This window comes from Nonomuraea sp. NPDC046570 (genome assembly GCF_040645915.1).
Lineage (GTDB): Bacteria > Actinomycetota > Actinomycetes > Streptosporangiales > Streptosporangiaceae > Nonomuraea.
This window is the reverse complement of record NZ_JBEYZF010000055.1, coordinates 1-25,102: the sequence shown is the minus strand read 5'-3', so window position 1 is coordinate 25,102 and position 25,102 is coordinate 1. Positions and strand designations below refer to the sequence as shown.

Below are 25,102 nucleotides of genomic sequence, written 5' to 3'. Positions count from 1 at the left end.
GACGCCGACATCAAGCCCGAGCCCGCTGGTTCCACCGCCGCGCTCGCCTGGCCACCGCATACACCCAGATCAGCTAACGAATGGCGGCTGCCGTATTAGGCCAGGTCTCCACGGTGCGAGGGGAAAGACACTGAACTTGATTAGCATGTCTGTCTGACGATTAGGATGCCAAGGTCGATGGTGGCCGAGGTACTGCGGCGGTAGATTCTTGCGAGCTTGTCTTCAGCGCCGGCGAGGCTGATGCAGAGTCCTTCGATCTCGCCGATCCAGCCTTCGCGCTCGGCCGTAATGGAACCTTCCAACCCCACCATGCGTCGCGAGCACTGACGCCCAGACCACACTCCCCTCAAGATTGACGACAAGTTCACAGAATGCGCAAACGCGTTCTTCTGGCTGACAAAGGAGGGTCAGCTCACGGAATTCGCTCCAGAGCCACGCACTTGGCCGTTGACACACATCGAACTAATGCGCGCCGCCCCGGAAGGCGATCCAGGACACGAACGCGACGAACATCGACTGTTCAGGAGCCGAACCCGACCGCACTCAGCAGCCGACCAGTCACCTCCCACAGAGCAGGACGCATCGGCACCCACCGCTTCGTGGATCAAGCTATACTCAGCGGCCTTAAGTAATCTCTGGGCAGTAAAGGGGTTAACGTGGGGAAACCGCTGCTTGTCGTCGTATTTGATCTCGGCGCGGTTGATCCGGTGAAGATCAGTTTCTGCGCCAGAACTCTGTGCGATGTGATCTTCGTGTGCGACCGGAGCAATCCCTACGTGGCGAAGGTCGTCGATCGGACCGCCGATTTCGCCGACATCGTGGACATCACCGGTCTGAGCCAGGATGAGATCTGCCGCCGGGTGGCCGCACTGCGGCCGGACGGGATCGTGACCTTCAGCGAGTACCAACTGGCCCTGACCGCGGCCATCGCTGCGGAGTGTGGGCTGCCGTTCCACTCCCCGGCCACGGTCGATCGGCTCGTCGACAAGTTCCAGCAGCGGAAGGCGCTGACCGCGGCCGGCGTCCAAGCGACACGGTGTGTGGTGGTACGCAGCGCCGCCGAGGCCGAGGCCGCCGCAGCGGAGGTGGGGTTGCCCGCCGTGGTCAAGCCCCGCATTGGGGCGGGCAGTGTGGACACCTGTCGCGTGGACACCACGTCCGAATGCGCCGCGGTTGTCGCCGAGTTCCTGGCGAACACGCGCACCCGGGGCATCACGGAGCTAGTCGTCGAGACCATGCTGGTCGGCGACCCGGCGGCCGCGGGCGCGCAGTGGGGTGACTACGTCTCGGTCGAATCGGTCGTCAATCCGGAGCGGATCCAGACAGTCTGCGTGACCGGCAAGTTCCCGCTCGCCGACCCGTTCCGGGAGACCGGGTACTTCATGCCGAGCGCCCTGTCGGAGGAGCTGATCCGTGCGGTCGTCGAGGTCGAGCAGAGTGCGCTGCGGGCGCTCGGCGTGCAGCACGGCATAACCCACACGGAGGTCAAGCTCACCCCCGACGGACCCAAGGTGATCGAGGTCAACGGCCGGCTCGGCGGCTACGTCAGCGACATCCTGCAGCGGGCCGCCAACTACGACCTGGTGCGCGTGGCCATCCAGCTGGCGTTGGGCCAGCCGGTGCAGGTGCCGCCGATCCGCTGGCGCAGCGTCGCCTACCAGTACTTCCTCGCTCCGCCGGTGGGCGTGGAGCGGCTGGTGGAACTGAACGGCGTGGACGAGGTGAACGAAATCCCGGGCGTGCGCTACCTGGAGCTGCACGTCGAGCCGGGCCAATCCGTGGACTGGCGCAACGGCACCCGGGCGCACCTGGGCATCGTCTACGGCTCGGCGTCCGACCACGAGGATCTGCAGGCGACGCTGGCGGAGATCGACCGGCGCTTCCAGCCGGTCTACGCCTGACGCAGCACGGTCGCCGCGTCGGACCACTCCAGCGCGGCGACCAGCTGCGCCACGTCCGGACCGCACTGGCTCAGCTTCACGGCTAGGTCCGCGTCGCCGGTCAGCGGAAGGCGGTCCGCGCTGGCGCAGCGCCGCGACCCGTCGGCGAGTTCAACCACGACGCTGACCTCGCCGTCGAGCAGACCCGTGCCGCCGCTGGTGAATTCGACCGCCGTGCGGTCCATCAGCCGCACGGCGGCCGGCCGCATAACGGCCTCGGCACGGAAATCGGGCACCCCATCGAGCAGGGTGGCCGCGATCGCGTACTCCAGGCTGAGGGTCGCTTCACGGCTGCTGGTCGGGCGGTGGCGGATCAACGGCCGGGTCGTGCTCTCCGGGGTGCTGACCAGGATCCGTTCGACCTGCGCCACGTCCACCGTGTCGAGACTGCGGACCGCATGGATCGGGCGTTGCAGGGAGAAGCAGCAGGGGAAGAGTTTGACGACCAGGCCGCCGGGCACCGCCGAACCGGACAGGTCCTGCTCGTCCGCCCCGCAGCCGAGCAGCTCAAGCCACTGGTCGAGGGCGGCGGGGTTGGCGTCGGCGCCAGCGGCGACCAGGTGCGCGGCGCGCACACCTGCCTCGGCGGCGAACCCGACCTGTAGCGCCTTGGCCGCGGTGCCGAAGGCCTTCTGGACGCCGCCGGCCGCAGGCACCGCCAAGGCGATGGCCGCGGCGGTCTGGTCGACGTCCAGGCCCAGCGCCAGCGCGGCCCCAGCGGCCGCGGCCGGGGCGCCCGTGGTGCAGGTTATGTGCCAGCCGCTGGCGTAGTGCGACCAGCCCAGGACGGTGCCCAGCCGGGCCATCACCCCGGCCGCGCCCAGGTAGGCGCGCTCCCCGCCACCACACGCCAGCACGGCTGGCACACAGACGGCGCTTATGTGGGTGGTGGACGGCAAGTGCAGGTCGTCGTAGCTGAGCACGTGGCCCAGGGCCGCCCAGCGGGCCGCCTCTGGCAGGTCGGCCACGACGTTGGTGAGGGGATCGGCACGGGCGGCCAGTATCACGGCCACGGTGTCGCGCAGGCCCTGCGAGGCCAGCTGCCGATCCTGCTGGTGCGGCGTGTACTCGTGTGCCCAGCGGGCCAGGCGTACGGCGAGGGAGGTCATTTATCGAACCTCCGGCATCGCCGTGATCGCTGGCGGGGCAGGCTTGGCCGCATCCAGCTGCACGGCCAGTTCGGCGATGGTCGGCGACTCGATGACGGTGCGCAGGGTCAGGCTCGCCCCCAGCTCCTTGCGGACCCGCGAGATGATCTTCGCGGCCAGCAGGGAGTGCCCGCCGAGGTCAAAGAAGTTGTCGAACACCCCCACCGACGGCAGGCCCAGCACCCTGGACCAGATCTCGGCCAGGGCCTCCTCGCGCGGCGTGCGGGGCGCCACGAACTGGTCGGACAGCTCGCTGCCCGGCGCGGGCAGCGTCTGGCAGTCGAGCTTGCCATTGGGCCCGGTGGGAAGCTGGTCCAGCAATACGAACGCGCCGGGCACCATGTACTCGGGCAGGGTCGACAGCAGATGCTCGCGGAAATCTCGCGCAGTCGGCCAGGTTCCCTCGGCCGCCGTCAGGTACGCCACCAGTTGTGTGCCCGAGTCCTCCTGGCGTGCCAGTACCACCGCGTCGCGGACCTGCGGGTGCTGAGCCAGCACTGCCTCGATCTCACCCGGCTCGATTCGGAACCCCCGGATCTTGACTTGCTCGTCGGCGCGCCCCATGAACTCCAGTTCGCCGTCCACGCGCCGGACGAGATCTCCGGTCCGGTAGATCCGGCCGGTGCCGGGACCGAGCGCGTCGATCAGGAAGCGTTCGACCGTCTCCTCGGGCCGGTCCCGGTAGCCGTCGGCGACGCCCGTGCCGCCGATGCACAGTTCACCGACGACGCCGTCGGGCACGGGCTGGCGAGCGGCGTCCAGCACATGCAACTCCACACCGGGCAGCGCATGCCCGAGCACCGGCCGCGGGCCGGCCACCGGAGCAACGGTCGCGTTCACCGTGCATTCGGTGGGACCGTAGTGGTTGGTGGTAGTGACACCCTCGTGGTCGCGAAGCCGGGCCCACAGATCCGGACCGATCGCCTCGCCGCCGACCATCACGTGCACCGGATGTGCGGGTGCGCTGTCGAGGATGCCCTCCTCCAGCCACAGCCGCAGTTGCGTCGGCGTGGCCAGGAACGAGTCGATCCGGTGCTCACGCACGTAGGTCGCGACTGCCCCGATGTCCCTGCGCTGGTCCGGTTCGAGCATGTGCAGCGTCACGCCAGCGAAGAGAAGTACCAGCGACTTGACGGAGGTGTCGAAGGAGAAGGAGGAGGCCAGCAGGGACGAGGCCCCGGGTGCCCAGACCCTGTCCACGGGCACTGCGCCACGCAATCCGGTGGCCAGCGCGGTCACGGCCCGGTGGGGCACCTCGACGCCCTTGGGCCGCCCCGTCGACCCGGAGGTGTAGATGAGGTAGGCCATGTCGTCCGGGCCGACCCCCGCGTCCGGCTCGTCCTCGGCCTGCCCGGCGGCGATCGACAGGCCGCCGCCCGGCGACGTCACGTCCGAGCCTGTGACCACTAGGCTGGCGCGGCTGTCGGCGAGCATGAGCTCCAGTCGCTCGGCCGGATAGTCGGGGTCCAGGGGCAGGTAGGCGGCGCCTGCCTTCAGCACACCGAGCATGCCGGTGACCATCTCGTCGGGGTGACGCCCCGACACTGCGACCACGTGGCCGCGCCCGACGCCTTCGGCGTGCAGCTGCTGCGCCAGCGCGTTGGCCGCTATGTCGAGTTCTCGGTAGGTGGTGCGGCGCTGCCCGACCACCAGCGCGGTCGCGTCCGGCGTCGTCGCAGCCTGCTGGGCGAACAGTCGGTGCATGGTGTGCGGACGATTCACGCGCATGCCTGGCTCCTCGGCTTGGTTCCGTATCCGACTAGTGCCCGTCGGGGCAGCGTCGTCGACCACATCTGCCTGGTCTCGTCATATTCGGTCTGGGCTTCGACGAAGGTGCCGTCCGGCTCGGCGTAACGGAAGATGTCACGTCCGAGTTCCATGGCCCGGCGGCCGGCCTCCTGCGGGCCAAACTCTGCCTCCAGCTTGACCAGGCCGTACATGTTGACCAGGTAGCGTCCCATCTCCTGCTCGGCCTGGTCGGCGGTGTTGCCCCAGATCTGGAACGGGTCCTCCATGGTGATCACGTTGACGTCTGCGAAACCGGCCTGGTGCAGGTAGGAGGCGATCTCATCCCGCTCGAAATGGTCGTAGCGGTGCCCGGTGGCCGAGTAGGCGTCCACCACCTTGCCGAACCAGGTGTCCACGGGCGACCCAGTGGCGAAGTCGTGCAGCACGAACACGCCGCCGGGCTGGATGACGCGGAACGCCTCGTCAGCCACGGTCTGGCGGCTCTCGCGCCCGATGTGGTGGGTGCCATACGCCAGCAGCACCCCGCCGACCGAGCTCGTGCGAAACAGCGACGCCTCCGCGCGCTGCAGCACGGCCGGGATGCCCAGCGCCAACGCGGCCTCCACCATGAACGGCGAGGCGTCACAGGTGACGATGAGCGGCCGCTCGTGGCCGAGCGAGGTGCGCACACGGTTGATCAGGCCGTCTCCGCCGAGCAGGTCCAGCACCATGTCGGAGTCGGCTCGACCGTGCCGGGTGATGATCCCGACGAGTTCCTGGACACCGTGTGCCCTGGTCAAGGTCGCCTGCTGGGCCACGATGTAGCTGTCACCCCGACCCCCCGCACTCGCGGCGCCGAAGTCGTCGGTGGACGTGGCCGTCGTCTCGTTGAGCTGCTCGACACGGTCCAGATCGACACAGGCATAAATATGCGGATGATTTTCCTTTAGTGCCGCTACCAGGGCACGGACGTCCGATCCGATCACAGTTCCTCCATTGATTCGTGGTGTACTCATGAGGCGGCCGGCTTGGGCAGTTCACGGCCGACACGGGCCAGCGGCGAGGTCACCAGGAAGACCGGCGCCAGGCACATGCCCACGGCAGCCAGCAGGACGCTCACGCGCAATCCGATCTCGCCGCCGACGAAACCACCGAGCAGGGCGCCCAGCGGGGCCAAACCGACCCCGATGAACCGGATGGTCGCCGCCGCCCGGCCCTGGATGTGGTCGGGCGTGATGGCCTGCCGCACGGCCATCAGCGACACGTTGAAGGTCTGCGCGAACGCGCCGAACAAGAAGTTGATGACAATGAGCAGCACGACCGTCACCGGGCCCGGATCATGCAGCGCGGCGACGCCCAGCATCACCGCGTCGGAGATCGCAGCTGCGGCGACCAGCACCACCCCGTAGCCGAACCGTTTCGGCAGCTTCGCCGCCAGCAGGGCGCCGACCAGGAAACCGGGCCCGAACGCCGCCATGCACAAGCCGATCATCGCACCCGACAGGTGCAGGTCGCGGGACAGGAAGACGATGTAGATGGTCATGAACGCGGTGAAGAAGAAGTTGAAGATCCCGGCGGTGATCGCGACGGTACGCAGCACCGCGTCCCGCGTCACCAGCCCAAGCCCTTCCCGAATCTGTCCGAACGTGCTGCCGGGGCGCGCGCTCGCCTCCGGCACCGGCTCGCTGCGCTCGATACGTCCGATCGCCAGCGCCGACATGAGGAAGAACAGGGTGCTGGCCAGCACGGCGACCGGTGCAGTGACGAGGCTGACCAGGGAGCCACCGAGCGCCGGCCCGCCGATCTGCGCAGCCGAGCGGCTGCTCTCCAGCATGCTGTTGCCCTGGGTGAGCTGCTCGCGGTCCACCAGGCGCGGCAGGTACGCCTGGTAGGCGACGTCGAAGAAGACGGTGAACACGCCCACCAGGAAGCCGACGACGTACAGCAGGGGCATGCCCAGCAGGTGCATGGCGTAGGCGACGGGGACGACCGCCAGGGCACCGGCCCGGCCGAGGTCGGCCAGGATCAGCACGTTGCGGCGCCGCCACCGGTCCACGAGCACGCCCGCGAACAGGGCGAACAGGAAGAACGGCAGCTGCCCCGCCGCGCGCAGGATGCCGACGTCGTCAGGTGCGGCGCCCAGTGCCAGCACCGCGATCAGGGGCAGCGCGATGGTGGTGAACTGGGCGGCGAACTGGGAGGCCGTGTGGCCCACCCAGAAGTTGCGGAAGTCTTGCTGGCGCCACAGGCTGAGTGTCTGCGGTCGGCTGGCGCTCTGCGTCATCGTTGTTCTCCATGTTCGGTGGCCCGCAGCAGGTGTCCGGCCACGCTTGCCGCGTTGGGGCGTTGCAGCATTTCGCCGTGGGTGCCGGGCGAGTCGACGATCGCCAGGTGGCCGTCGACGCGCGGTCCCCAGCCGAGATCGCCTGGGTAGTGGCCCGATTCGGCGCGTACCATCAACATCGGGCCCTGGTACGGGGTGCGCGGCGTGTCCCGGTAGGCCAGCACCGCTCTGGCGTGTCGCTGGAAGGCGCCCACCAGCCGCCGCAGGTCGTCGGCCGAGTTCACGTCGGGCCGAGCCAGATCGCCCTGCGCCAGATTGATCACGTGGTCGAATCGCTTGGGCGGTTCGATCGCCCGCAGTTCCTCCAGCGTGATGGGAAGGTGATCCCCGAAGGCGCCCAGCATGGCCACGGACTCGTCCATGGCGTACTCGGGCGGAACCGGGTCAAGGATGCTGGAACTGAACAGCGCCAGTAGTTCCACCTCTTCGCCGGCCGCCTGCACCTGACGCGCCATCTCGTAGGCCACCGCGCCGCCCAGGCACCAGCCGCCCAGCCGGTAGGGCCCGTGCGGCTGCACGGCTCGCACCTCACGCAGGTACAGGCCCGCCATCTCCTCGAGGGTCTCCGGACGCGGCCCGTCCGGACCGGCCAGGTCGAAGGCCTGGAACGCGTACACAGGCTGGTCGTCGGGCAGCTCATCGATCAGGTCCAGGTAGCAGAAGACGCTGCCGCCTAGCGGGTGCACCAGGAACAGCGGCGTGCGCTCGCCACGGGTGCACAGCGGCACGAGCACCGAGCCGGCCACGGTTCGGCCGCTGTCGATCACCTCGGCGAGGGCGGCCACGGACCCTTCCGTGAGCAGCCTGGCGATCGAGATCTCCACCCCGGTGGCTTCCTTGATGCCCAGGGCGATACGCAGCGCCGCGATGGAGTGACCGCCCAAATCCCGGAAGGCGTCCTTGCTACCGACGCGGTCCAGCCCCAGCTCTTTGGCCCAAATCGCGGAGACGAGACGCTCGGTCTCGGTGACCGGCGGCACGAAGACGCTGGCGGCGGCATCGGTCCGGCCCGGGTCGGGCAGCGCCTTACGGTCCACCTTGCCGTTGGGGGTGAGCGGGAACGCGTCCATCACCACGAACGCCGCGGGCACCATGTACTCCGGCACCCGGGAGGCGGCGTGCGCGCGCAGCTGGGCCGGGGCCGGGGCCGTGCCCACGACGTAGGCCACCAGCCGGTCCTGCCGGGGCATTACCGCCGCCTGGGTGACCGTGCCGTGCTCGACGAGCACCGTCTCGATCTCGCCCAGCTCGATCCGGTAGCCGCGTACCTTGACCTGGTAGTCGTTGCGGCCAAGGAACTCCAGCCGTCCGTCGGTGCGCCACCGCACGGTGTCGCCGGTGCGGAACAGCCGACCCCACTCCGAGGCGACGAACCGCTGCGCGGTCAGGCCGGGCCGACCGAGGTAGCCGCGTGCCATGCCGTCGCCGCCGAGGTAGAGCTCACCCGGCGCGCCCAGCGGAACGGGCCGCAGCAAGTGGTCCAGGACGTAGACCTGGGTGTTGGCCAGGGGTCGCCCGATGGTGACGGGACCGTCCGCCTCAACCCGGTCCAGGGTTGACCAGATCGTGGTCTCGGTCGGGCCGTACACGTTCCACACGGCGCCCAGCCGCGAGGCGAGCTGTGCGGCCAAATCAGCCGGCATCGCCTCGCCGCCGCACAGGGCCCGCATCCCCGGCCGCTCGCCCATACCGGCTTCCACGAGCAGCTTCCAGCTCGACGGGGTGGCCTGAACGATGGTGGGCTGCACGTCTTCGAGCTCTTTGAGCAGTGCCGTGCCGTCGGTGGCCGTGTCCGGGATGAGCACCAGCTCACCACCGGTCAGCAGCGGTGCGAACAGCTCCAGGCCAGCGATGTCGAACGACACCGAGGTCAGGGCCAGCCACCGGTCCGCATCGGTCAGTCCGACCTCGGCCGCCATCGACAGCAGCAGGTTGACCAGCGCCTTGTGGGTGACCTGCACGCCCTTGGGACGTCCGGTCGATCCGGACGTGTAGATGACGTATGCCAAGTCGTCCGGGGCCGCCTCGTGCTCGGGCTCATCCACCGGGCCGCCGTCCAGGTTGTGCGGCCCGATCACCAAGTGCTCGCACTCGAACCCGGGGTCGTCGTCAGCAAGCACGAGCCCGGTGCCCGAGTCCGCCAGCATGAACGCCAGCCGGTCCCGGGGGTATGCCGGGTCTAGCGGCAGGTAGGACCCGCCGGCCTTGAGCACGCCCAGCAGGGCCAGGACGAGCTCGGGCGAGCGGCGCATGTGGATGCCCACCATCACGCCCGGTCGCACCCCGCGCTCGCGCAGCAGGACGGCCAGCCGGTCTGCTCTGGTGTGGACCTCGGCGTAGCTCAGACGGCGCTCCTCGAACCGGATCGCGACCCGGTCGGGGTCGGCCTTGAACAACAGCTCTGGCAGGACCGGGTGGGGCGGCAGGTCGACGGCGGTGGCGTTCCAGGTAACCAGTTGCCGGTCCAGTTCTTCCGGGCTCAGCAGCCAGGCGGAGGTGACTGGTGCCTGCGGGTCGGCGAGCATCGCCTCGAACGCGGCCGTGTAGTAGCCGCCGATGGTCTCGATCTGTGTGGCGGAGATCTCGGCCTCGTCGTGGTTAATCCGCAGCCGCAGGTCACCTGTGGCGGGGTCGACGCCGTAGTTGGCGGTGAACGCAAAGTTGGTCTGCTCGAAGAATTCGGTGTCGACGACGGCCAGGTGCTCGAAGGTGAGTCCGCCGTAGCTGCGCATGTTGCGGTAGTCGACGAGCGTCTCGAACAGCGCGGGGCGGTCGGTGTCGCGCAACATCTGGCTGAAGGGGTACCGGCGGAACGGCATCGACTCGATCTCGGCCTGGTGGGCCTGCTGCGCCAGCTCCAGCCAGGTCGTGTCCCGGGTGGTCAGCGCCATCGGGACCACGTTGAGGAAGATGCCGATCATCTGATCGGAGTTGGGGGTCTCTGGGCGGCCGTTGGTGACCCGGCCGGTGACCACCCGGTCCTGCCCGGTGACCCGGGACAGCACTGCGGCGTGGGCTGCGAACAGCACCGCCTTGGTGGTGACCCTGGCCTGGGCCGCCAGCGCCCGCACCCGCTCGGTGAGCCCTTCGGGCAGCGGCACCTTGTGCACGTGCGCCGACCGTGCCGCGACCGTGCCGCCCCAGCGTGGCAGTTCAGCTATGGCGGTGTCGCGCAGCAGCTGCCGCCAGTAGTCGCCGGCCTGTTCGTCGGCGAGGGCCGCGTGCTCGAGCAGGACGTAGTCGTGGAAGCTGGTAGCCGGAGCGTTCAGGTCGGCGGCGTGACCGCCCAGGGCGCGGTCGTATTCCCGCAGCAGTTGCGAGGTCAGCAGGGACAAGCTCCAGCCGTCCAGGATGGCGTGGTGGAAGCTCAGATTGAGCCAGAAGTCGGTCTCGCCGAGCTGTTGCACGTGCACGCTGAGCAGCGGCGGGACGGCGAGGTCGAACTCCCGCGCCCGCTCGGCCCGCCGCCAGGTCTCCACGTCCTCCTCCTGCCGGGCCGGGTCGAGCCTGCGCAGGTCCGCCACCGTGAGCGGGATCTGCACGCCGACGTGCACCAGCTGCATCGGCTCGCTGAACCGGGTCAGGTCCACGCTGGTGCGCAGTACGTCGTGGCCTTCGGCGAGCATCGCGAGCACGCCGCGCAGGGCGTCGGCGTCGAACGGCCCCTGCACCCGCAGGCTGGACAGGTCGTGGTAGGTCGACAGTCCGGCATCGAGCCAGCTGTGGAAGAGCATCCCGGCCTGCAGCCGGGTGAGCGGATACGCGTCGTCTACGTGGGGCATTCGTTGTCTCCTGTCAGCCTTCGGCCAACCGGGCCAGGTCCGCCGGGGACAGCAGCGCAAACCGCTGCACCTGGGTGACTGCCGGTTGCTCGGGGCGGGTGCACTCCTGTGCCAGGTCGGCGATGGTCGGCCTGCGGAACAGGGCTTCGACCGAGAAGTGCAGGCCTTTGGATCGGGCCTGCCCGACGATGGCGACGGCGTGCATGGAGTCGCCGCCGAGCTCGAAGAAGTTGTCGTTAGGACCGATCCGGTCCAGGCCGAGCACTGCTTCCCAGACTGCGGCGAGGGCCTTCTCGGTCTCCGACTCGGGCTCGCGGGAGGGTGTCGCGGGTCCTCGTTCCGGGGCGGGCAGCGTCGCCCGGTCGATCTTCCCGTTCGTGGTAAGCGGGAAGGTGTCGAGCTGCACGTACGCAGACGGTTCCATGTAGGGGGGCAGTGACTGGCGGGCCAGGTCGCGCAGCTGCTGCACCGGCGCGGCACCGGTGATGTAGGCGACCAGGCGGCGGTCTCCGGGCCGGTCCTCGCGGACCATCACCAGCGCCTGTCCCACCTGCGGGTGGCTGGCCAACACGGCCTCGATCTCGCCGGGCTCGATCCGGAATCCGCGCAGCTTGACCTGGTGGTCCACCCGGCCGAGGAACTCCAGCGTTCCGTCGGGCAGCCAGCGCACGCGGTCACCGGTGCGGTAAAGCCGCCCGCCGGGCGGCCCGTACGGGTCGGCCACGAACCGCTGCGCGGTGAGGCCGGGCTGGCCCAGGTAGCCACGGGCCAGCCCTTCGCCGCCCAGGTAGAGCTCGCCGGCGGTGCCGACGGGCGTGAGGCCGAGCCCCGCGTCCAGCACGTACACGCGGGTGTTGGCCATGGGGGCGCCGATCGGGACCCGGGTCAGATCCGCGTCGCGCCGGCAGCTGTAGTAGGTGACGTCGACCGAGGCCTCGGTGGGCCCGTACAGATTCTCCAGTTCGGCGTGCGGAAGTACCCGTAGGCACCGCTGCGCCGTCGCTGGCGGCAGCGCTTCGCCGCTGCACACCACCAAGCGCACCCCGTGCAAGTCACCGACCCCGGGCGCGTCGAGGAACGCGCTGAGCATGCTCGGCACGAAGTGGCAGACGGTGATGTGCTCCTCGGCCATCAGCCGCACCAGGTAGTCGGGGTTGCGGTGCTGGCCGGGCTGCGCCAGGACCAGGAACGCGCCGTTCAGCAGCGGCCAGAACAGCTCCCACACCGAGACGTCGAAGCTGGTCGGCGTCTTCTGCAGCACTCGGTCGGCGGCGGTCAGCCGGTAGGCGTCCTGCATCCACAGCAGGCGGTTGACGATGCCGCGGTGCGGGACCTGCACGCCCTTGGGCGTGCCGGTGGAGCCGGAGGTGTAGATGACGTATGCGAGATTGTCGGGGCCGACCTGCGGCTGCGGGCCGGTGGGACGGGTTCCCTGGTCCACCGCGATCTCGACGCACCGGTCGCCGGTCGACAGGCCGGTGCTCCCACTGGCGGTGATCACCACTGGCGCCGCGCTGCCCGAGAGCATGCCGCGCAGCCGTTGCGCGGGGTGCTCGAGTTCGAGGGGCAGGTAGGCGCCCCCGGCTTTGAGCACCGCCAGCAACGCGACCATCAGCTCCAGCGACCGCGGCAGGTGTACGCCGACCACGGTGTCGGGACCTACACCGAGCTCGCACAGCCGGTGGGCGAGGTGGTTGGCTCGCTGGTCGAGTTCGGTGTAGGTGAGCTCGTCGCCATCGAAGCGGACGGCGGCAGAGTGCGGGGTGCGGGCGGCCTGCTCGGTGATCAGTTCGTGCAGTGTCCCCGTCCGCGGCCAGAGCCGGGCTGTGTCGTTCCACTCGGTGACCAGCTCGGCGCGTTCGGCGGCACCGATCAGGGCGAGCGATCGCACCGGCAGATCCGGGGTCGCTGCGACCTCGGCGAGCACGTTGCGCAGGTGCTGGACGAGCCGATCGACGGACGCGTCGTCGAACAGGTCGAGGTCGAAGTCGAGCACACCGACGAGGTCGTCGTCCCGGCGGGCCATGCGCAAGCACAGGTCGCTTTGCACGTGGGCGTCGGTGCCCTCGAGCAGTTCAACGTCGGCGCCGGGCAGGACGAGCTGGGAACGGGGTGTGTTCTGCAGGGAGAACAGCACCTGGAAGAGGGGATTGCGGCTGAGGTCGGGTTGCCGCACCAACTCGGAGACGAGCCGCTCGTAGGGCACCTGCTGGTGGTCGAAGACGTCCAGGCAGGTGTCCTTGACCCGGTTCAGCAGTTGCGTGAACGTCGGGTTGCCGCGCAGGTCCACGGGCACGAGGACGGTGTTGAGGAAGCAGCCGACGGAGCGGTCGAAGTCCGAGCGCGGCCGGGCGGCCACGGGGGTGCCCAGCAGCATCTGCTCCTGGGCGGCGTGCTGGGACAGGACCACCCCAAACGCGGCTAGTAGCGTCATGAAGAGTGTGCTGCCGTGTTGCTGGCCGAGCGCTTCCAGCTGTGCGAGTACCGCCGCGTCGATCGTGATCTGCTTTCGCGCGCCCCGGTGTTCCTGCACCGCTGGCCGTGGCCGGTCGGTCACCAGGTCCAGAATGGTGGGCACGTCGGCGAGATGCTGCTTCCACCACTGCACCAACCGGTCCTGCTCACCCCGGTCCAGCGACTCGCGCTCCCACTGCACCAACTCCACGAACTGCGCCGCCGGGGCGCCTAACCCCTCACCGGCGTACGCCCGCGACAGGTCCTGCAGGAACACCCCCGCCGACCAGCCGTCGAACACGATGTGGTGCATCGCCACCACCAGCAGCTGATCCAACGCACCCCACCGCACCACAGCACAACGCAACAACGGTGCCGCCGACAGATCAAACGGCCGACGCACCAACGCCGAAGCCCGCTCCAGCGCCTCACGCTCCCCCACGACCTCGACGACATCCACCACCACACGCGCGTCGGCCAGCACCTCCTGCACCGGCTCACCCGCCACGTCCACAAAACGCGTCCGCAACGCCCCGTGCCGCGCCACCACCTCATCCACCGCAGCCTGCAACGCGTCCACATCCAACACACCGCTCACCCGGGCGGTGACCGACATGAGGTACGCGGTGTCGTGGGGGTGAAGCTGGTCGAGGAACCACAGCCGCCGCTGCACGGCCGCCAGCGGGTAATGTCCGGCGTCGGCCGGTCCGATGGTGGCGGGTGCTTGCTGCGCCGCAGCTTCGTCGAGCTCGGCGGGCAGGAGGGTGACGAATCCGGCCACGGTGGGGTGCTCGAACACATCTCGCAGTCGCAGTGATACGCCGTAGATCTCTCTGATCCTGGCCAGCAGCCGGGCCAGCAGCAGCGAGTGGCCGCCCAGTTCGAAGAAGTCGTCGTCGACGCCGATGCCGGTGACACCGAGCACCGCCTCCCACAGACCGACCAGGGTCTTCTCGGCCGGTGAGCTCGCCGGGCGGGAGGTCTTACGCTGCTCCCAGTTCGGCGCGGGCAGCGCCGGCCGGTCGATCTTGCCGTTGACGGTGAGGGGGAAGGCGTCCAGCACCACGAACGCCGAGGGTTCCATGTGCTTGGGCAGCGATTCGGCGACTAGGGCGCGCAGGTCGCGGAGGCCTGGTGTGGGCTGGCCGGCGGACACGGTCACGTAGGCGACCAGACGCGGGTCGCCGGAGCGGTCGTCGCGGACCAAGACCAGAGCCTGCCCGACGGACGGGTGGCGGGTCAGCACCGTCTCGATCTCGACGGGTTCGATCCGGAAGCCACGCAGATTCATCTGGTGGTCGGTGCGGCCCACGAACTCGGTGAGCCCGTCGCCGAGCCACCGCACGCGGTCGCCGGTGCGGTAGATCCGGTCGGCGGGTTCGCCTGTCCACGGGCTGATCTCGAACCCGCCGCGCTCGGTGCCCAGGTAGCGGGCCAGGTATGGCGTGCGGATCACCATCTCGCCGATCTCGCCGACGCCGCACAGCTGCCCGGCCGGGTTGACGCACAGCAGCTGCACGCCGTCGATACCGGCGCCGATCGGGACCTTGGTGCCGAAGTTGCGGATGCCGTCGGTGGCGTCGCGGTCGCGCAGCGAGTAGACCGAGATCGCCTGCGGGGTCTCGGTGGTGCCGTAGTAGTTGAGCAGGGTCGCCTGCGGAGCCAGCGTCGCCAGGGCGACGGCTGTGCCGCGGCGCAGCACGTCACCGCCGATGCCAACCAGGCGCATCCGGGGCAGGGTGTCTTCGGCGGCCGCAGCCAGCTCCTCGACGTAGGGCGGGGTCACGTGCGCGACCGTGACCCCGGCCCGGCCCAGCCAAGACGCGATGTTGGCGAACTCGAGCCGGTCGTGGTCGGGAAAACTGCAGCGGGCACCGGCCCATAGGGCCATCAGGGTGTCGCGCATCAGGGGCTCGTAGCCCAGCCCGGACAGGACGGCGAACCGGTCGTCGGGGCCGAGGTGCTGGGAGTGCTGGTACCAGTCGAAGAAGTGGGTCAAGGTGCCGTGCGTGGTCACCACGCATTTGGGGACCCCGGTCGTGCCGGAGGTGAACACGGCATAGACCGCATCGTCCGCGCCGAGCTCGATCCGCAGCGGTGCGGTGTGGCCGCAGTCCCAGATGCTGTCGTCGAGGCGGATCATGTGCGGGACGTCGAACGTGACGTCGGCGCCGAGGGCTTCGGGGCCGTCGCACACCAGCAGGGCACGCGGTGTGCTCACAGCCAGGCACTGCTGCAGCCGGGCGGCGGGTAGCGCGGAATCCATGGTGACGAACGCCGCGCCGGTTTTGAGTACGGCCAGCATCGCGACCACGACCGAGGGGTGGCGGGTGGTGAAGACACCGACCCGGTCGCCTCGGCCAACCCCGGCGTCGAGCAGTCGGCGGCCCAGCCGGTCGGCGGCGGCGTCCAGCTCGGTGTAGGTCCAGTCCCGGCCGTTGGCGCTCAAAGCCACTGCGTCGGGGGTCTGTCCCACCCACCGCGCGAGACGTTCCAGCACCGAGCCGGCCCAGGTGGGCGACAGTGGTCGGGTCGGGTCGGCTTGGCCCTTCTGGCCGCGGGCGGTCACCAGGGAGTATTCGAGCACCGGCCGGTGCGGCTGACGGCCCGCCTGCGACAGCAGGACGTCAATCTGGTCGAGCATCTCGTCTGCCCACTCCGCGTCGTACAGGTCGGTGTCGTAGACCAGTTCCAGCAGCAGGCGGCCCGGGTGGGACTTGACGTATAGGGTGAGGTCGAACTTCGCGGCCACGTCCTCGGTCGGCAGCCATTCGATGGTGCAGCCGGGTAGCGACAGGCCGTCGGCGTCGGGTTCGGCGTTGATGAAGACCTGGCAGAGCGGGCTTCTGGTCAGGTTGTGCTCGGGGACCAGCTCGGTGACCAGCCGCTCGTAGGGCATCTGCTGGTGGTCGAAGACGTCCAGGCAGGTGTCCTTGACCCGGTTCAGCAGCTGCGCGAAGGTGGGGCTGCCCTGGATGTTGACCCGCATGGGGACGGTGTTGAGGAAGCAGCCGACGGAGCGGTCGAACTCCGCGCCGGGCCGGGCGGCCACCGGTGTGCCGACCAAGACTTGCTCCTGGCCCGTGCGCCGGGCCAGGACCACCCCGAAGGCGGCGAGCGAGATCATGAACGGGGTGCTGCCGTAGACCCGGCCCAGCGCCTCCAGCGCCTCGGCGGTGTTCTCACCCAGCACGAGGCTGCGCCTGCCGCCCCGGTGTTCCTGCACCGCTGGCCGTGGCCGGTCGGTCACCAGGTCCAGAATGGTGGGCACGTCGGCGAGATGCTGCGTCCACCACTGCACCAACCGGTCCTGCTCACCCCGGTCCAGCGACTCGCGCTCCCACTGCACCAACTCCACGAACTGCGCCGCCGGGGCGCCTAACCCCTCACCGGCGTACGCCCGCGACAGGTCCTGCAGGAACACCCCCGCCGACCAGCCGTCGAACACGATGTGGTGCATCGCCACCACCAGCAGCTGATCCAACGCACCCCACCGCACCACAGCACAACGCAACAACGGTGCCGCCGACAGATCAAACGGCCGACGCACCAACGCCGAAGCCCGCTCCAGCGCCTCACGCTCCCCCACGACCTCGACGACATCCACCACCACACGCGCGTCGGCCAGCACCTCCTGCACCGGCTCACCCGCCACGTCCACAAAACGCGTCCGCAACGCCCCGTGCCGCGCCACCACCTCATCCACCGCAGCCTGCAACGCGTCCACATCCAACACACCGCTCACCCGGGCGGTCATCACGATGTTGTAGGCGGTGTCTTCCGGCTGGAGTTGTTGCAGGAACCACAGCCGCCGCTGCAGGTGGGTGCAGCCGTGCATCGTCATGTCGGTCATGGCCGGCTGCCCATGACCAGGCTGGCCGGACGCATGTCCATCCAATTCTGCTCGATGTGCTCCAGGCATTCCTCGCGCCGCGCAGGCCCGTGCACGGTGTCCCAACCCTGCGGCACCGGCACGTGCTGCGGCCACAGTGAGTACTGCGCCTCGCTGTTGCGCAGCACCAGGAACGTACCGTCCTCGTCAAAGGGGTTGCTGGTCATGCCTGTCCTCCATTAGCGGCATCGAAATGTTCGGCGAGTCCGGCCGGAGTCGGCCACAGGAAAAGCTCTCGAAGGGACAGCCGCACACCCATGGCTGCCCTGATCTGGTTAACCAGTCGGATCGCCAGCAGCGAGTGCCCACCCAGTTCGAAGAAGTTGTCGTCGACACCGACCACGTCGCGACCCAGTGCCTCAGCGAACAGCTCGCACAGGAACTTCTGGCGGGGGCTACGCGGCGCCTCGCTCACGGTGGCCATGACCGGCTCAGGATCAGGGAGTGCGCGCTGGTCAATCTTGCCACTGGGGCTGAGCGGGAGCCCGTCCATGACGGTGAACGATGACGGGATCATGTAGTCCGGTAGCCGCTCGCGGGCGTGGCGCCGCAACTCGGCGACGTATGTCCGCTCCTGGCGCCGGCGTAGCGGATCGGTGGCCATGCCTTCGGGCACCGGCGCGGCCGCGGTGTCGGCACCGGCGCGCGTCCGCAGCAGGACGTGGTATCGCTGCGACCCGGCCGCGATCACCTCGACGTCGGCGACCCGGGGCGAGCGGGCCAGGTGTGAGGTGAAGTAGTCGAGGGCGACCGCGAGCTCGTCAGGGTCGGCGGTGTCCGGTGCTGCCAGGTCGCCCAGTGCGAGCAGCCCGTCGTCGTCGACGAGGGCCATCGCGCCGGTGAGCACCTTCTCGAGGTGTGCCGTGTTCGGGAAGTGTCCGACGACGGAGTCGAGCACGACCGTGTCGAAGGACCGGTCGGCCAGCCCGGTAAAGTCGCTCGCCTCGCGGACCGCGACGGTCAGGTTCTCCCTTCCGACCAGGTCGGGAGCGAACCGGAGCCGGTCGACGGCGGCGATGGCGAAGTCGGTGGCGGTGTACCGCCGGTCTTCGGCGAGCAGCTGCCGCAGGAGCAGCCCTTCCCCGCAGCCGATCTCCAGCACTCGTGCCGGCTGGTGCGCCAGGATCCGCTGCGCCAGCGCCGAGGTGTGCTCGTGCGGTGGCCACGGCAGGCCTTCACGGTGGCGTTTGTCGAATTCCTGCCGGCAGTCGCGCAGGTGGGCCTCGGCATGTTCGTCGTCGTCGGCGCGCTCTGGCACGATGTAGGCCACCAGGCGTCGCTGCCCGGACGGGCCTTCACACACGGTGACGGCGGACTGCCGCACATGAGGGTGGGCTGCCAGGACCGATTCGACCTCGCCGAGTTCGATGCGCAGCCCGTTGAGTTTGACCTGGTTGTCGGACCGGCCCAGGAACTCGATGCTACCGTCGGGCAGGTACCGGCCGAGGTCGCCGGTGCGGTAGAGCCGCGAGCCGGGCGGGCCGTACGGGTTGGCGACCAGGCGGGTGGCCGTCAGCGCGGGCTTGCCGGTGTATCCGCGGGTGAGCCCGGCGCCAGCGGCGTAGATCTCGCCGGGTACACCGACCGGCACCGGAGCGAGCCCGGCGTCGAGCAGGTACACCTGCGTGTTGGCGATCGGTGTGCCGATCGGGGGGGTGGCGCTCACGTGATCAGGGCACAGCTGTGCCGTGACGTTGACCGTGCCCTCGGTCGGGCCGTACAGGTTGACCAGCCGTCGGCCGGGTGCCCACCGGTTGACCAGCTCCGGGGTGGCCGCTTCCGCGCCGATGAACAGCGTCTGCAGGTGTGGTAGCGCCCGGTGCGGGACCGTGCCCAGGACCGACGGGACCAGTAGGGCGTGGGTGATGGCACTGGCGGCCAGTTCCTCGCCCAGCTCGTCGCCAATGAGCCCGGTGGCGATCACCAGTTCGGCGCCGGCGAACCAGGTGAACCACATCTCCAGCACGGAGGCGTCGAAGCACAGTGACGCGTACTGCAGCACTCTGGAGCCCGGCCCGATCCCGAAGCCGGTGGCCTGCGCGGCCATGTTGGCCAGGCCGCGGTGGGTGACGGCGACGCCCTTGGGCTGGCCGGTGGAGCCGGAGGTGTAGATGACGTAGGCGAGGTTGTCCTCGTGCACCGCGATGCCGGGTGCGCCGGGATCTTCGGCGGGATCGGCGTCGGAGTCCAGGTCAATCACCTGGGCGTCGCCCACCGCCGGAGGGACCAGCCCCTTCTGGACCACCAGCAGCGAGCAGGCGCTGTCGGCCAGGATGTATTCGAGCCGGTCGGCGGGGTAGGTCGGGTCGAGCGGAAGGTAGGCCGCACCCACCTTGACGATGCCGAGGACGCCGATGACGGCGTCGGTGCCGCGCTCGGCCCATAGTCCCACGAGCGTCTCCGGGCCTGCTCCGAGTGCGCGCAGGCGGTGTGCCAGCCGGTTGGCGCGTGCGTTGAGCTCGCCGTAGTCCAGGCTGCGCCCGCCGCCGGTGACGGCCGGTGCGTGCGGTGTCGCGGCGGCGTGCGCCTCGAACGCCGCCACGACGCATCGGTGGGCCAGCGGCGCGTCGGTGTCGTTCCAAGCGACCAGCTGCCGGTCCCGCTCGGCCGGGGTGAGCAGCTCCAGCCGGGACAGGCTCAGGCCCGGGTCGTGGACGACCTGTTCGAGCAGCCGGACGAAGTGGTCGGCGAACCGCTGCATGGTCGCTGCGTCGAACAGCTCGGCCGCGTACACCAGGTAGCAGGACAGCCCATCGTCGGACTCGGTGCAGTTCATCTCCAGGTCGAGCCGGGTGGTGGCGTCACGGCCGCCGAAGACGCTCGTCTGCAGGCCCGACAGCTGCGGAATGCGCTCGGCGCCCGGCAGGACCTGGAAGCCGATCTGCACGAAAGGGTTGCGGCTGAGGTCGCGTTGCGGCTGGAGCTCTTCGACCAGCCGCTCGAACGGCAGATCCTGGTGGTCGTAGGCGTCCAGCCAGGTCTCGCGCACCTGGCGCAGCACCTCTGCGAAGGTGGGGTCGCCTGAGCAGTCCACGCGCAGCACCAGGGTGTTCACGAAGAACCCGATCAGGCCTTCGACCTCCTCCCCAGTGCGGCCGGCGATGGGCACCCCGACAGCGACGTCGGTGGTCGCCGCGTACCGGGCTAGCAGCATGTCGAAGGCGGCCAGCAGGGCGACGAACAGCGTTGCCCCGCGTCGGCGGCCCAGCGCACGCAGTTTCTGCACGACATGCGCGGGTACCTGGAACGACAGGTCACCGGCGGCGTAGCTGGGCGCCGGTGGGCGCGGCCGGTCCGTGGGCAGTTGCAGGGCGTGGGGCAGATCCGCCAGCTGCTCGCGCCAGTAGTGCAGCTGCTGCTCTAGCACCGGGCCCGACATCCAGGACCGCTGCCACCGGGCGTAGTCGACGTACTGGATCGGCAGGGGCTGCAGCGGTGCCGGCTGCTCTGCGGTAAACGCCTGGTAGAGCGTGCCCAGCTCGTCGGCGAAGATGCGCAGTGACAGGTGGTCGGTGACGATGTGGTGCATGGTGATCAGCAGGACGTGGTTCTCGGCGTCCACTCGCAACAGTCGTGCGCGCAGCAGCGGTCCGGTGGCGAGGTCGAACGAGCGCAGGGCCTCCTGCTCGGCGATGCGGCGCGCCTCGGCCAGGCTCGCCACGTCCTCCACGTCCGACAGCACGGCAGACGGCGGGTCCACGATCTGCCGAGCGGCGCCGTTGACGGCCACGAACCGGGTCCGCAGCGCCTGGTGCCGGGTGACGATCTCGTGCAGGGCCTGCCCCAGCGCGGGCAGGTCCAGCGGTCCTTGCAGCCGATAGGCGACAGGAACGTTGTAGAACGGGTTCCCTGGAACCAACTGGACCATGAACCACATGCGCTGCTGAGCAAAAGACGTGATCGAGCCGATTTCGGGCAGCATTGAGCTACTCAACCCTCCCCGTGAAGGTAATGTCTGGTCGACCATCCGGGCCAATGGCGATAACAGGCCGAGACTCTATGGGCGCTCTTCGCAATGCGGCAACCTTTAAACGCAACGTGACAGATCGACCTCGCATCGACGGCCATCGTCCGAATCGGCTATTTCGCCACCCAAAACTGACGGGACAGAAGAACGCGGCAGCGTCGGCTACGCTCCCCAACGCGGCCGCGCAAAGGTCGACTACGTTGGATCGCGACGAAAGGCATGGCGTTGAATGCCGGAGTCCACGGCTCCCGTCCTCGCCATCCGTCCACGAGAAAGGACCACCGGAATTGGCTGCCGAGCTTCAATTCACGCCGTTCAGCTCTGCCGAGCAATGTGGGGTCATCGCCGAGATCGACAGCGAGCAGGAGCTGTCCGACTGGCTGGACACGTCAACTCCGACTGTGCAGGAACTGGTACACAGACACGGTGCGGTGATCCTGCGTGGTTTCACCCCCGGTGGCAACGACCGGATCCGCGAGATCGTGACCCGGCTGTCGGGACCACCGCTCGACTACACCGAGCGCTCATCGCCACGCTCTGAGGTGGCGGCGGGAATCTATACCTCCACGGACTACCCCGCGGACCAAGCGATCTTCCTGCACAACGAGCAGTCCTATAACCTGCGATTTCCCGAACGGTTGTACTTCTACTGCGTCTCCGCCGCGCAGACCGGCGGAGAGACCTCCGTCGCAGACACCCGCCGGATCTACGAACGCGTCCCCGCCGAACTGCGGGAGAGGTTCGCCAAGGGCTACCGCCTGGTCCGCAACTACCGTCCGCGAATGGGCCTGCCCTGGCAGGAGGTGTTCCAGACGACCGACAAGGACGAGGTCGCGGCCTACTGCCGGGCCAACGACATCGACCTGGAGTGGTCCGGCAATGACGAGCTGCGCACCAGCCAGCTACGCCAGGCCATCGCGCGCCACCCGGTCACCGGTGAGCTCTGCTGGTTCAACCACATGACGTTCTTCCACGTCACGACGCTGGGCGAAGAGCTCGCGGAGATGATGATCGACGCGTACGGCGAGGACGGCCTGCCGACCAACACCTACCATGCCGACGGCAGTGCGATCGAGCCAGAGACCATGGCGCTGCTGCGCAAGGCGTACCACGCCGAGTGCGTGGGCACGCCGTGGCAGGAGGGCGATCTCATGATCGTCGATAACATCCTGTCCTCCCACGGCCGGGCGCCGTTCACCGGCCTGCGCAAGGTCGTGGTCAGCATGGCGGGCGCGGTGCGCTGGGACGAGGTCACCACGTCCTGAGCGCCGTACGGCGTAGAGGCGGGACGTGCCGGTACGTGAGTCCCGGCCCGACCTGCCAGGGGATCACGCCATGCGCTTGCGCAGGTTCTCGTCGAGCGCGGCGAGGAACTGCTCCGTGGTCAGCCACGGGGCGTCCGGGGCGATCAGCAGGGACAGGTCCTTGGTCATCTGGCCAGCCTCGACGGTCTCGACGCAGACCGCCGCCAGATTCTCGGCGAACCGGGTCACCTGCGGGATGTTGTCCAGCTTGCCGCGGTGCGCCAGACCCCGCGACCACGCGAAGATCGACGCGGTCGGGTTGGTGGAGGTGGACTGGCCCTGCTGGTGGCGTCGGTAGTGGCGGGTGACCGTGCCGTGCGCTGCCTCCGCCTCCAGGGTCCGGCCATCCGGCGTCATGAGTACGCTGGTCATCAGGCCGAGCGAGCCGAAACCCTGCGCGACGACGTCGGACTGCACGTCGCCGTCATAGTTCTTGCAGGCCCACACGTAGCCGCCCTCCCACTTCAGGGCTTGGGCGACCATGTCGTCGATGAGCCGGTGTTCGTAGGTCAGGCCAGCCGCGTCGAAGTCCGCCTTGAACTCGGTCTCGAACACCTCCGCGAACAGGTCCTTGAAGCGCCCGTCGTATCCCTTGAGGATGGTGTTCTTCGTGGACAGGTACACCGGGTAGTCGCGGGCCAGGCCGTAGCGAAACGACGCGCGCGCGAACTCGCGGATCGAGTCGTCGAAGTTGAACATCCCCATAGCGACACCGCCGCCAGCGGTGAAGTCGGCGACGTTGAGCTCCATCGGCTCTCCGCCGTCGGCCGGCGTGTAGGTGATCGTCACGGTGCCCGGGCCGGGCACGACGAAGTCGGTCGCGCGGTACTGGTCGCCGTGGGCGTGGCGGCCGACCACGATCGGCTTGGTCCAGCCGGGGACCAGCCGCGGAATGTTCTCGATGATGATCGGTTCACGGAAGATCACACCGCCGAGGATGTTACGGATCGTCCCGTTCGGGGACTTCCACATCTTCTTGAGCCCGAACTCCGCCACCCGCGCCTCGTCGGGGGTGATCGTCGCGCACTTGATCCCCACGCCGTGGTTGGCGATGGCGTGGGCGGCGTCGATCGTCACCTGGTCGTCGGTGGCGTCTCGGTGCTGGATCGACAGGTCGTAGTATCGCAGATCCACGTCCAGATAGGGCAGGATCAGCTGATCCTTGATGAACTGCCAGATGATCCGAGTCATCTCGTCGCCGTCGAGTTCTACGATTGGACCCTCAACTTTAATCTTAGCCATTTATCGGCATCCCTTCCTTTACAGGTCCGGCCGAGTGTACTGAGCCTGAAAGTCGGCCACGTCCGGGGAGGTGGTGTTTGAGAAGGCCACCCGCATTCGGTGGACCATTAAGAAGCAATCACCTCAATATTCACTTTAGCACCGTTTGTCTCGTTGCCTGAGTCGGTCGTCTTCCGGCACTCGGCGAGGATCTCCAATCCCATGTAACGGCGCTGCTCGGTCCACTCGTCGTTCTGCTTGGCCAGCATCGCGCTGACCAACCGCACGGTCGCCTCCCGGCAGGGGAAGATGCCCACCACGTCGGTCCGCCCACGAATCTCCTTGTTCAGCCGCTCGATCGTTATCTTGAGTCCGGTGCCTGGGCAGTGCGCCTGCCGAAAACTACATCCATATAGTTCAAGCGGCATGTCGGTATTCGTGGAGGACTCCGCCGAGCCGATCTCGTCGGCGTACGTCGAGGCTGGCCAATCCAGCTGGATCAGCGATGGGATCCGGGACGGCACGGAGTGGAGCCGCCTGTGCGAGAGCTTGATGGGCTCGGTGCTCGTTATGGAAGTGTTCGTACTCGCGCAGCGCATGCCGTAGGTGACGTTCGTTCCAGAGCAGGCAGCGGTCCAGGAGCTCGCGGCGGCACGACTGCACCCACCGCTCCATGACCGCGTTCATGCGTGGCATGCGGACGCCGGTGAGCACCGTGTGGATACCAGCGTCGGTGAGGATCTCCTCCATAGGGGCCGGGAACTTCCAATCCCGGTCACGGATCAGATATCGCGCCCGGCAGCCGACGTCCTCCAGATCCATCACGAGATTCTTGATCGCCTGGATGAGCCAGCTGGTGGTCGGGTGGGAGGTGGCGCCGAGCACGTACGCGCCTGCTGGCCTGCTCGATGACCGCCAGACTGTACTGGCGCTGCCCGTTGAGGGGAGACGGTCTCGATGAAATCGCAGGCCACCAGAGAGCGTCGGCTTGCCAGCGCAGGAAGTCGGCTCACGTGGTGGACACCCGCTCAGGTGCCGGGTCAAGACCTTCCTGTTTGAGGATCTCCCAGACCGTGGACGGTGCGATCTTGATGCCGAGTGTGGTGAGTAGGTTCACATCCCCACGATGGATTCTCGTGAACCAGGCGCAGGATGAGGACGGAGAGAGCGGACCGTGGGCGGGCGCCCACGCCGCTTTGGCTGGCTGTTACGGGTATGACGCTGTTTCATTGAGGTGCCCGGCAGATTCCGGACAGTCGGCTACATAAGCTGACAGAAGTCTGGAAGAGGTAGGTACGTGACGAGGCGTCGTAGGCAGTTCT

The 25,102-nt window shown here is 68.6% G+C and carries 12 protein-coding genes and 1 pseudogene; 2 read left to right on the top strand and 11 right to left on the bottom strand.

Annotation, left to right across the window (positions count from 1 at the left end; all coding sequences use genetic code 11):
* The first annotated feature begins 656 nt into the window (after positions 1 to 656).
* A complete protein-coding gene (locus ABZ911_RS40290) occupies positions 657 to 1,901 on the top strand; it encodes an ATP-grasp domain-containing protein (protein ID WP_358068989.1) in 1,245 nt (414 codons plus the stop codon).
* On the opposite strand, the gene ABZ911_RS40285 is transcribed toward ABZ911_RS40290, so the two are convergent.
* From ABZ911_RS40285 to ABZ911_RS40250, 8 genes are read right to left on the bottom strand one after another with little or no spacing between them, the layout of a single operon-like run.
* Complete coding sequence (locus ABZ911_RS40285) at positions 1,892 to 3,049, bottom strand: MmgE/PrpD family protein (RefSeq protein WP_358068986.1); 1,158 nt, start codon at positions 3,047 to 3,049, stop codon at positions 1,892 to 1,894. The two genes, ABZ911_RS40290 and ABZ911_RS40285, sit on opposite strands and share 10 nt — an antisense overlap.
* Positions 3,050 to 4,816 carry a non-ribosomal peptide synthetase gene (locus ABZ911_RS40280; RefSeq protein WP_358068983.1) on the bottom strand — a complete coding sequence of 589 codons (1,767 nt, stop codon included), beginning with the start codon at positions 4,814 to 4,816 and terminating at the stop codon, positions 3,050 to 3,052. It abuts the gene before it with no gap.
* On the bottom strand, positions 4,807 to 5,802 hold the full coding sequence (locus ABZ911_RS40275; RefSeq protein ID WP_358068980.1) for a methyltransferase domain-containing protein: 996 nt from the start codon (positions 5,800 to 5,802) through the stop codon (positions 4,807 to 4,809). The genes ABZ911_RS40280 and ABZ911_RS40275 overlap by 10 nt, the downstream gene beginning before the upstream one ends.
* Before the next feature lie 26 nt (positions 5,803 to 5,828).
* Complete coding sequence (locus ABZ911_RS40270) at positions 5,829 to 7,100, bottom strand: MFS transporter (protein WP_358068977.1); 1,272 nt, start codon at positions 7,098 to 7,100, stop codon at positions 5,829 to 5,831.
* Positions 7,097 to 10,942, bottom strand: coding sequence for an amino acid adenylation domain-containing protein (locus ABZ911_RS40265; RefSeq protein WP_358068974.1), 3,846 nt, complete (start codon positions 10,940 to 10,942; stop codon positions 7,097 to 7,099). Before ABZ911_RS40265 ends, ABZ911_RS40270 begins: the two co-directional genes overlap by 4 nt.
* A 13-nt stretch (positions 10,943 to 10,955) precedes the next feature.
* Entirely contained in the window at positions 10,956 to 17,249 is a 6,294-nt protein-coding gene (locus ABZ911_RS40260) for an amino acid adenylation domain-containing protein (protein ID WP_358068971.1), read from the bottom strand.
* On the bottom strand, positions 17,246 to 17,455 hold the full coding sequence (locus tag ABZ911_RS40255) for an MbtH family protein (RefSeq protein WP_358068968.1): 210 nt from the start codon (positions 17,453 to 17,455) through the stop codon (positions 17,246 to 17,248). The genes ABZ911_RS40260 and ABZ911_RS40255 overlap by 4 nt, the downstream gene beginning before the upstream one ends.
* A complete protein-coding gene (locus ABZ911_RS40250) occupies positions 17,452 to 21,210 on the bottom strand; it encodes an amino acid adenylation domain-containing protein (RefSeq protein WP_358068965.1) in 3,759 nt (1,252 codons plus the stop codon). Before ABZ911_RS40250 ends, ABZ911_RS40255 begins: the two co-directional genes overlap by 4 nt.
* Positions 21,211 to 21,455: 245 nt before the next feature.
* Here ABZ911_RS40250 and ABZ911_RS40245 point away from each other — a divergent pair, with 245 nt between their 5' ends.
* Positions 21,456 to 22,520, top strand: coding sequence for a TauD/TfdA family dioxygenase (locus ABZ911_RS40245; RefSeq protein ID WP_358068962.1), 1,065 nt, complete (start codon positions 21,456 to 21,458; stop codon positions 22,518 to 22,520).
* Between the two features lie 63 nt (positions 22,521 to 22,583).
* On the opposite strand, the gene ABZ911_RS40240 is transcribed toward ABZ911_RS40245, so the two are convergent.
* The 3 genes and pseudogenes from ABZ911_RS40240 to ABZ911_RS40230 all read right to left on the bottom strand — a co-directional run bounded on the left by ABZ911_RS40240 (position 22,584) and on the right by ABZ911_RS40230 (position 24,665).
* On the bottom strand, positions 22,584 to 23,801 hold the full coding sequence (locus tag ABZ911_RS40240) for an NADP-dependent isocitrate dehydrogenase (protein ID WP_358068959.1): 1,218 nt from the start codon (positions 23,799 to 23,801) through the stop codon (positions 22,584 to 22,586).
* Between the two features lie 107 nt (positions 23,802 to 23,908).
* Positions 23,909 to 24,136: pseudogene (locus ABZ911_RS40235) on the bottom strand (transposase); the annotation flags it as partial.
* A gap of 61 nt (positions 24,137 to 24,197) precedes the next feature.
* Entirely contained in the window at positions 24,198 to 24,665 is a 468-nt protein-coding gene (locus ABZ911_RS40230) for an integrase core domain-containing protein (protein WP_358068956.1), read from the bottom strand.
* Positions 24,666 to 25,102 lie beyond the last annotated feature (437 nt).

Excerpts from the sequence above, each read along its gene's own strand:
- ABZ911_RS40260 (WP_358068971.1), bottom strand. The coding sequence starts at position 17,249 with ATGACCGACATGACGATGCACGGCTGCACCCACCTGCAGCGGCGGCTG.
- ABZ911_RS40270 (WP_358068977.1), bottom strand. The coding sequence starts at position 7,100 with ATGACGCAGAGCGCCAGCCGACCGCAGACACTCAGCCTGTGGCGCCAG.
- ABZ911_RS40255 (WP_358068968.1), bottom strand. The coding sequence starts at position 17,455 with ATGACCAGCAACCCCTTTGACGAGGACGGTACGTTCCTGGTGCTGCGC.
- ABZ911_RS40285 (WP_358068986.1), bottom strand. The coding sequence starts at position 3,049 with ATGACCTCCCTCGCCGTACGCCTGGCCCGCTGGGCACACGAGTACACG.
- ABZ911_RS40280 (WP_358068983.1), bottom strand. The coding sequence starts at position 4,816 with ATGCGCGTGAATCGTCCGCACACCATGCACCGACTGTTCGCCCAGCAG.
- ABZ911_RS40250 (WP_358068965.1), bottom strand. The coding sequence starts at position 21,210 with ATGCTGCCCGAAATCGGCTCGATCACGTCTTTTGCTCAGCAGCGCATG.
- ABZ911_RS40265 (WP_358068974.1), bottom strand. The coding sequence starts at position 10,942 with ATGCCCCACGTAGACGACGCGTATCCGCTCACCCGGCTGCAGGCCGGG.
- ABZ911_RS40240 (WP_358068959.1), bottom strand. The coding sequence starts at position 23,801 with ATGGCTAAGATTAAAGTTGAGGGTCCAATCGTAGAACTCGACGGCGAC.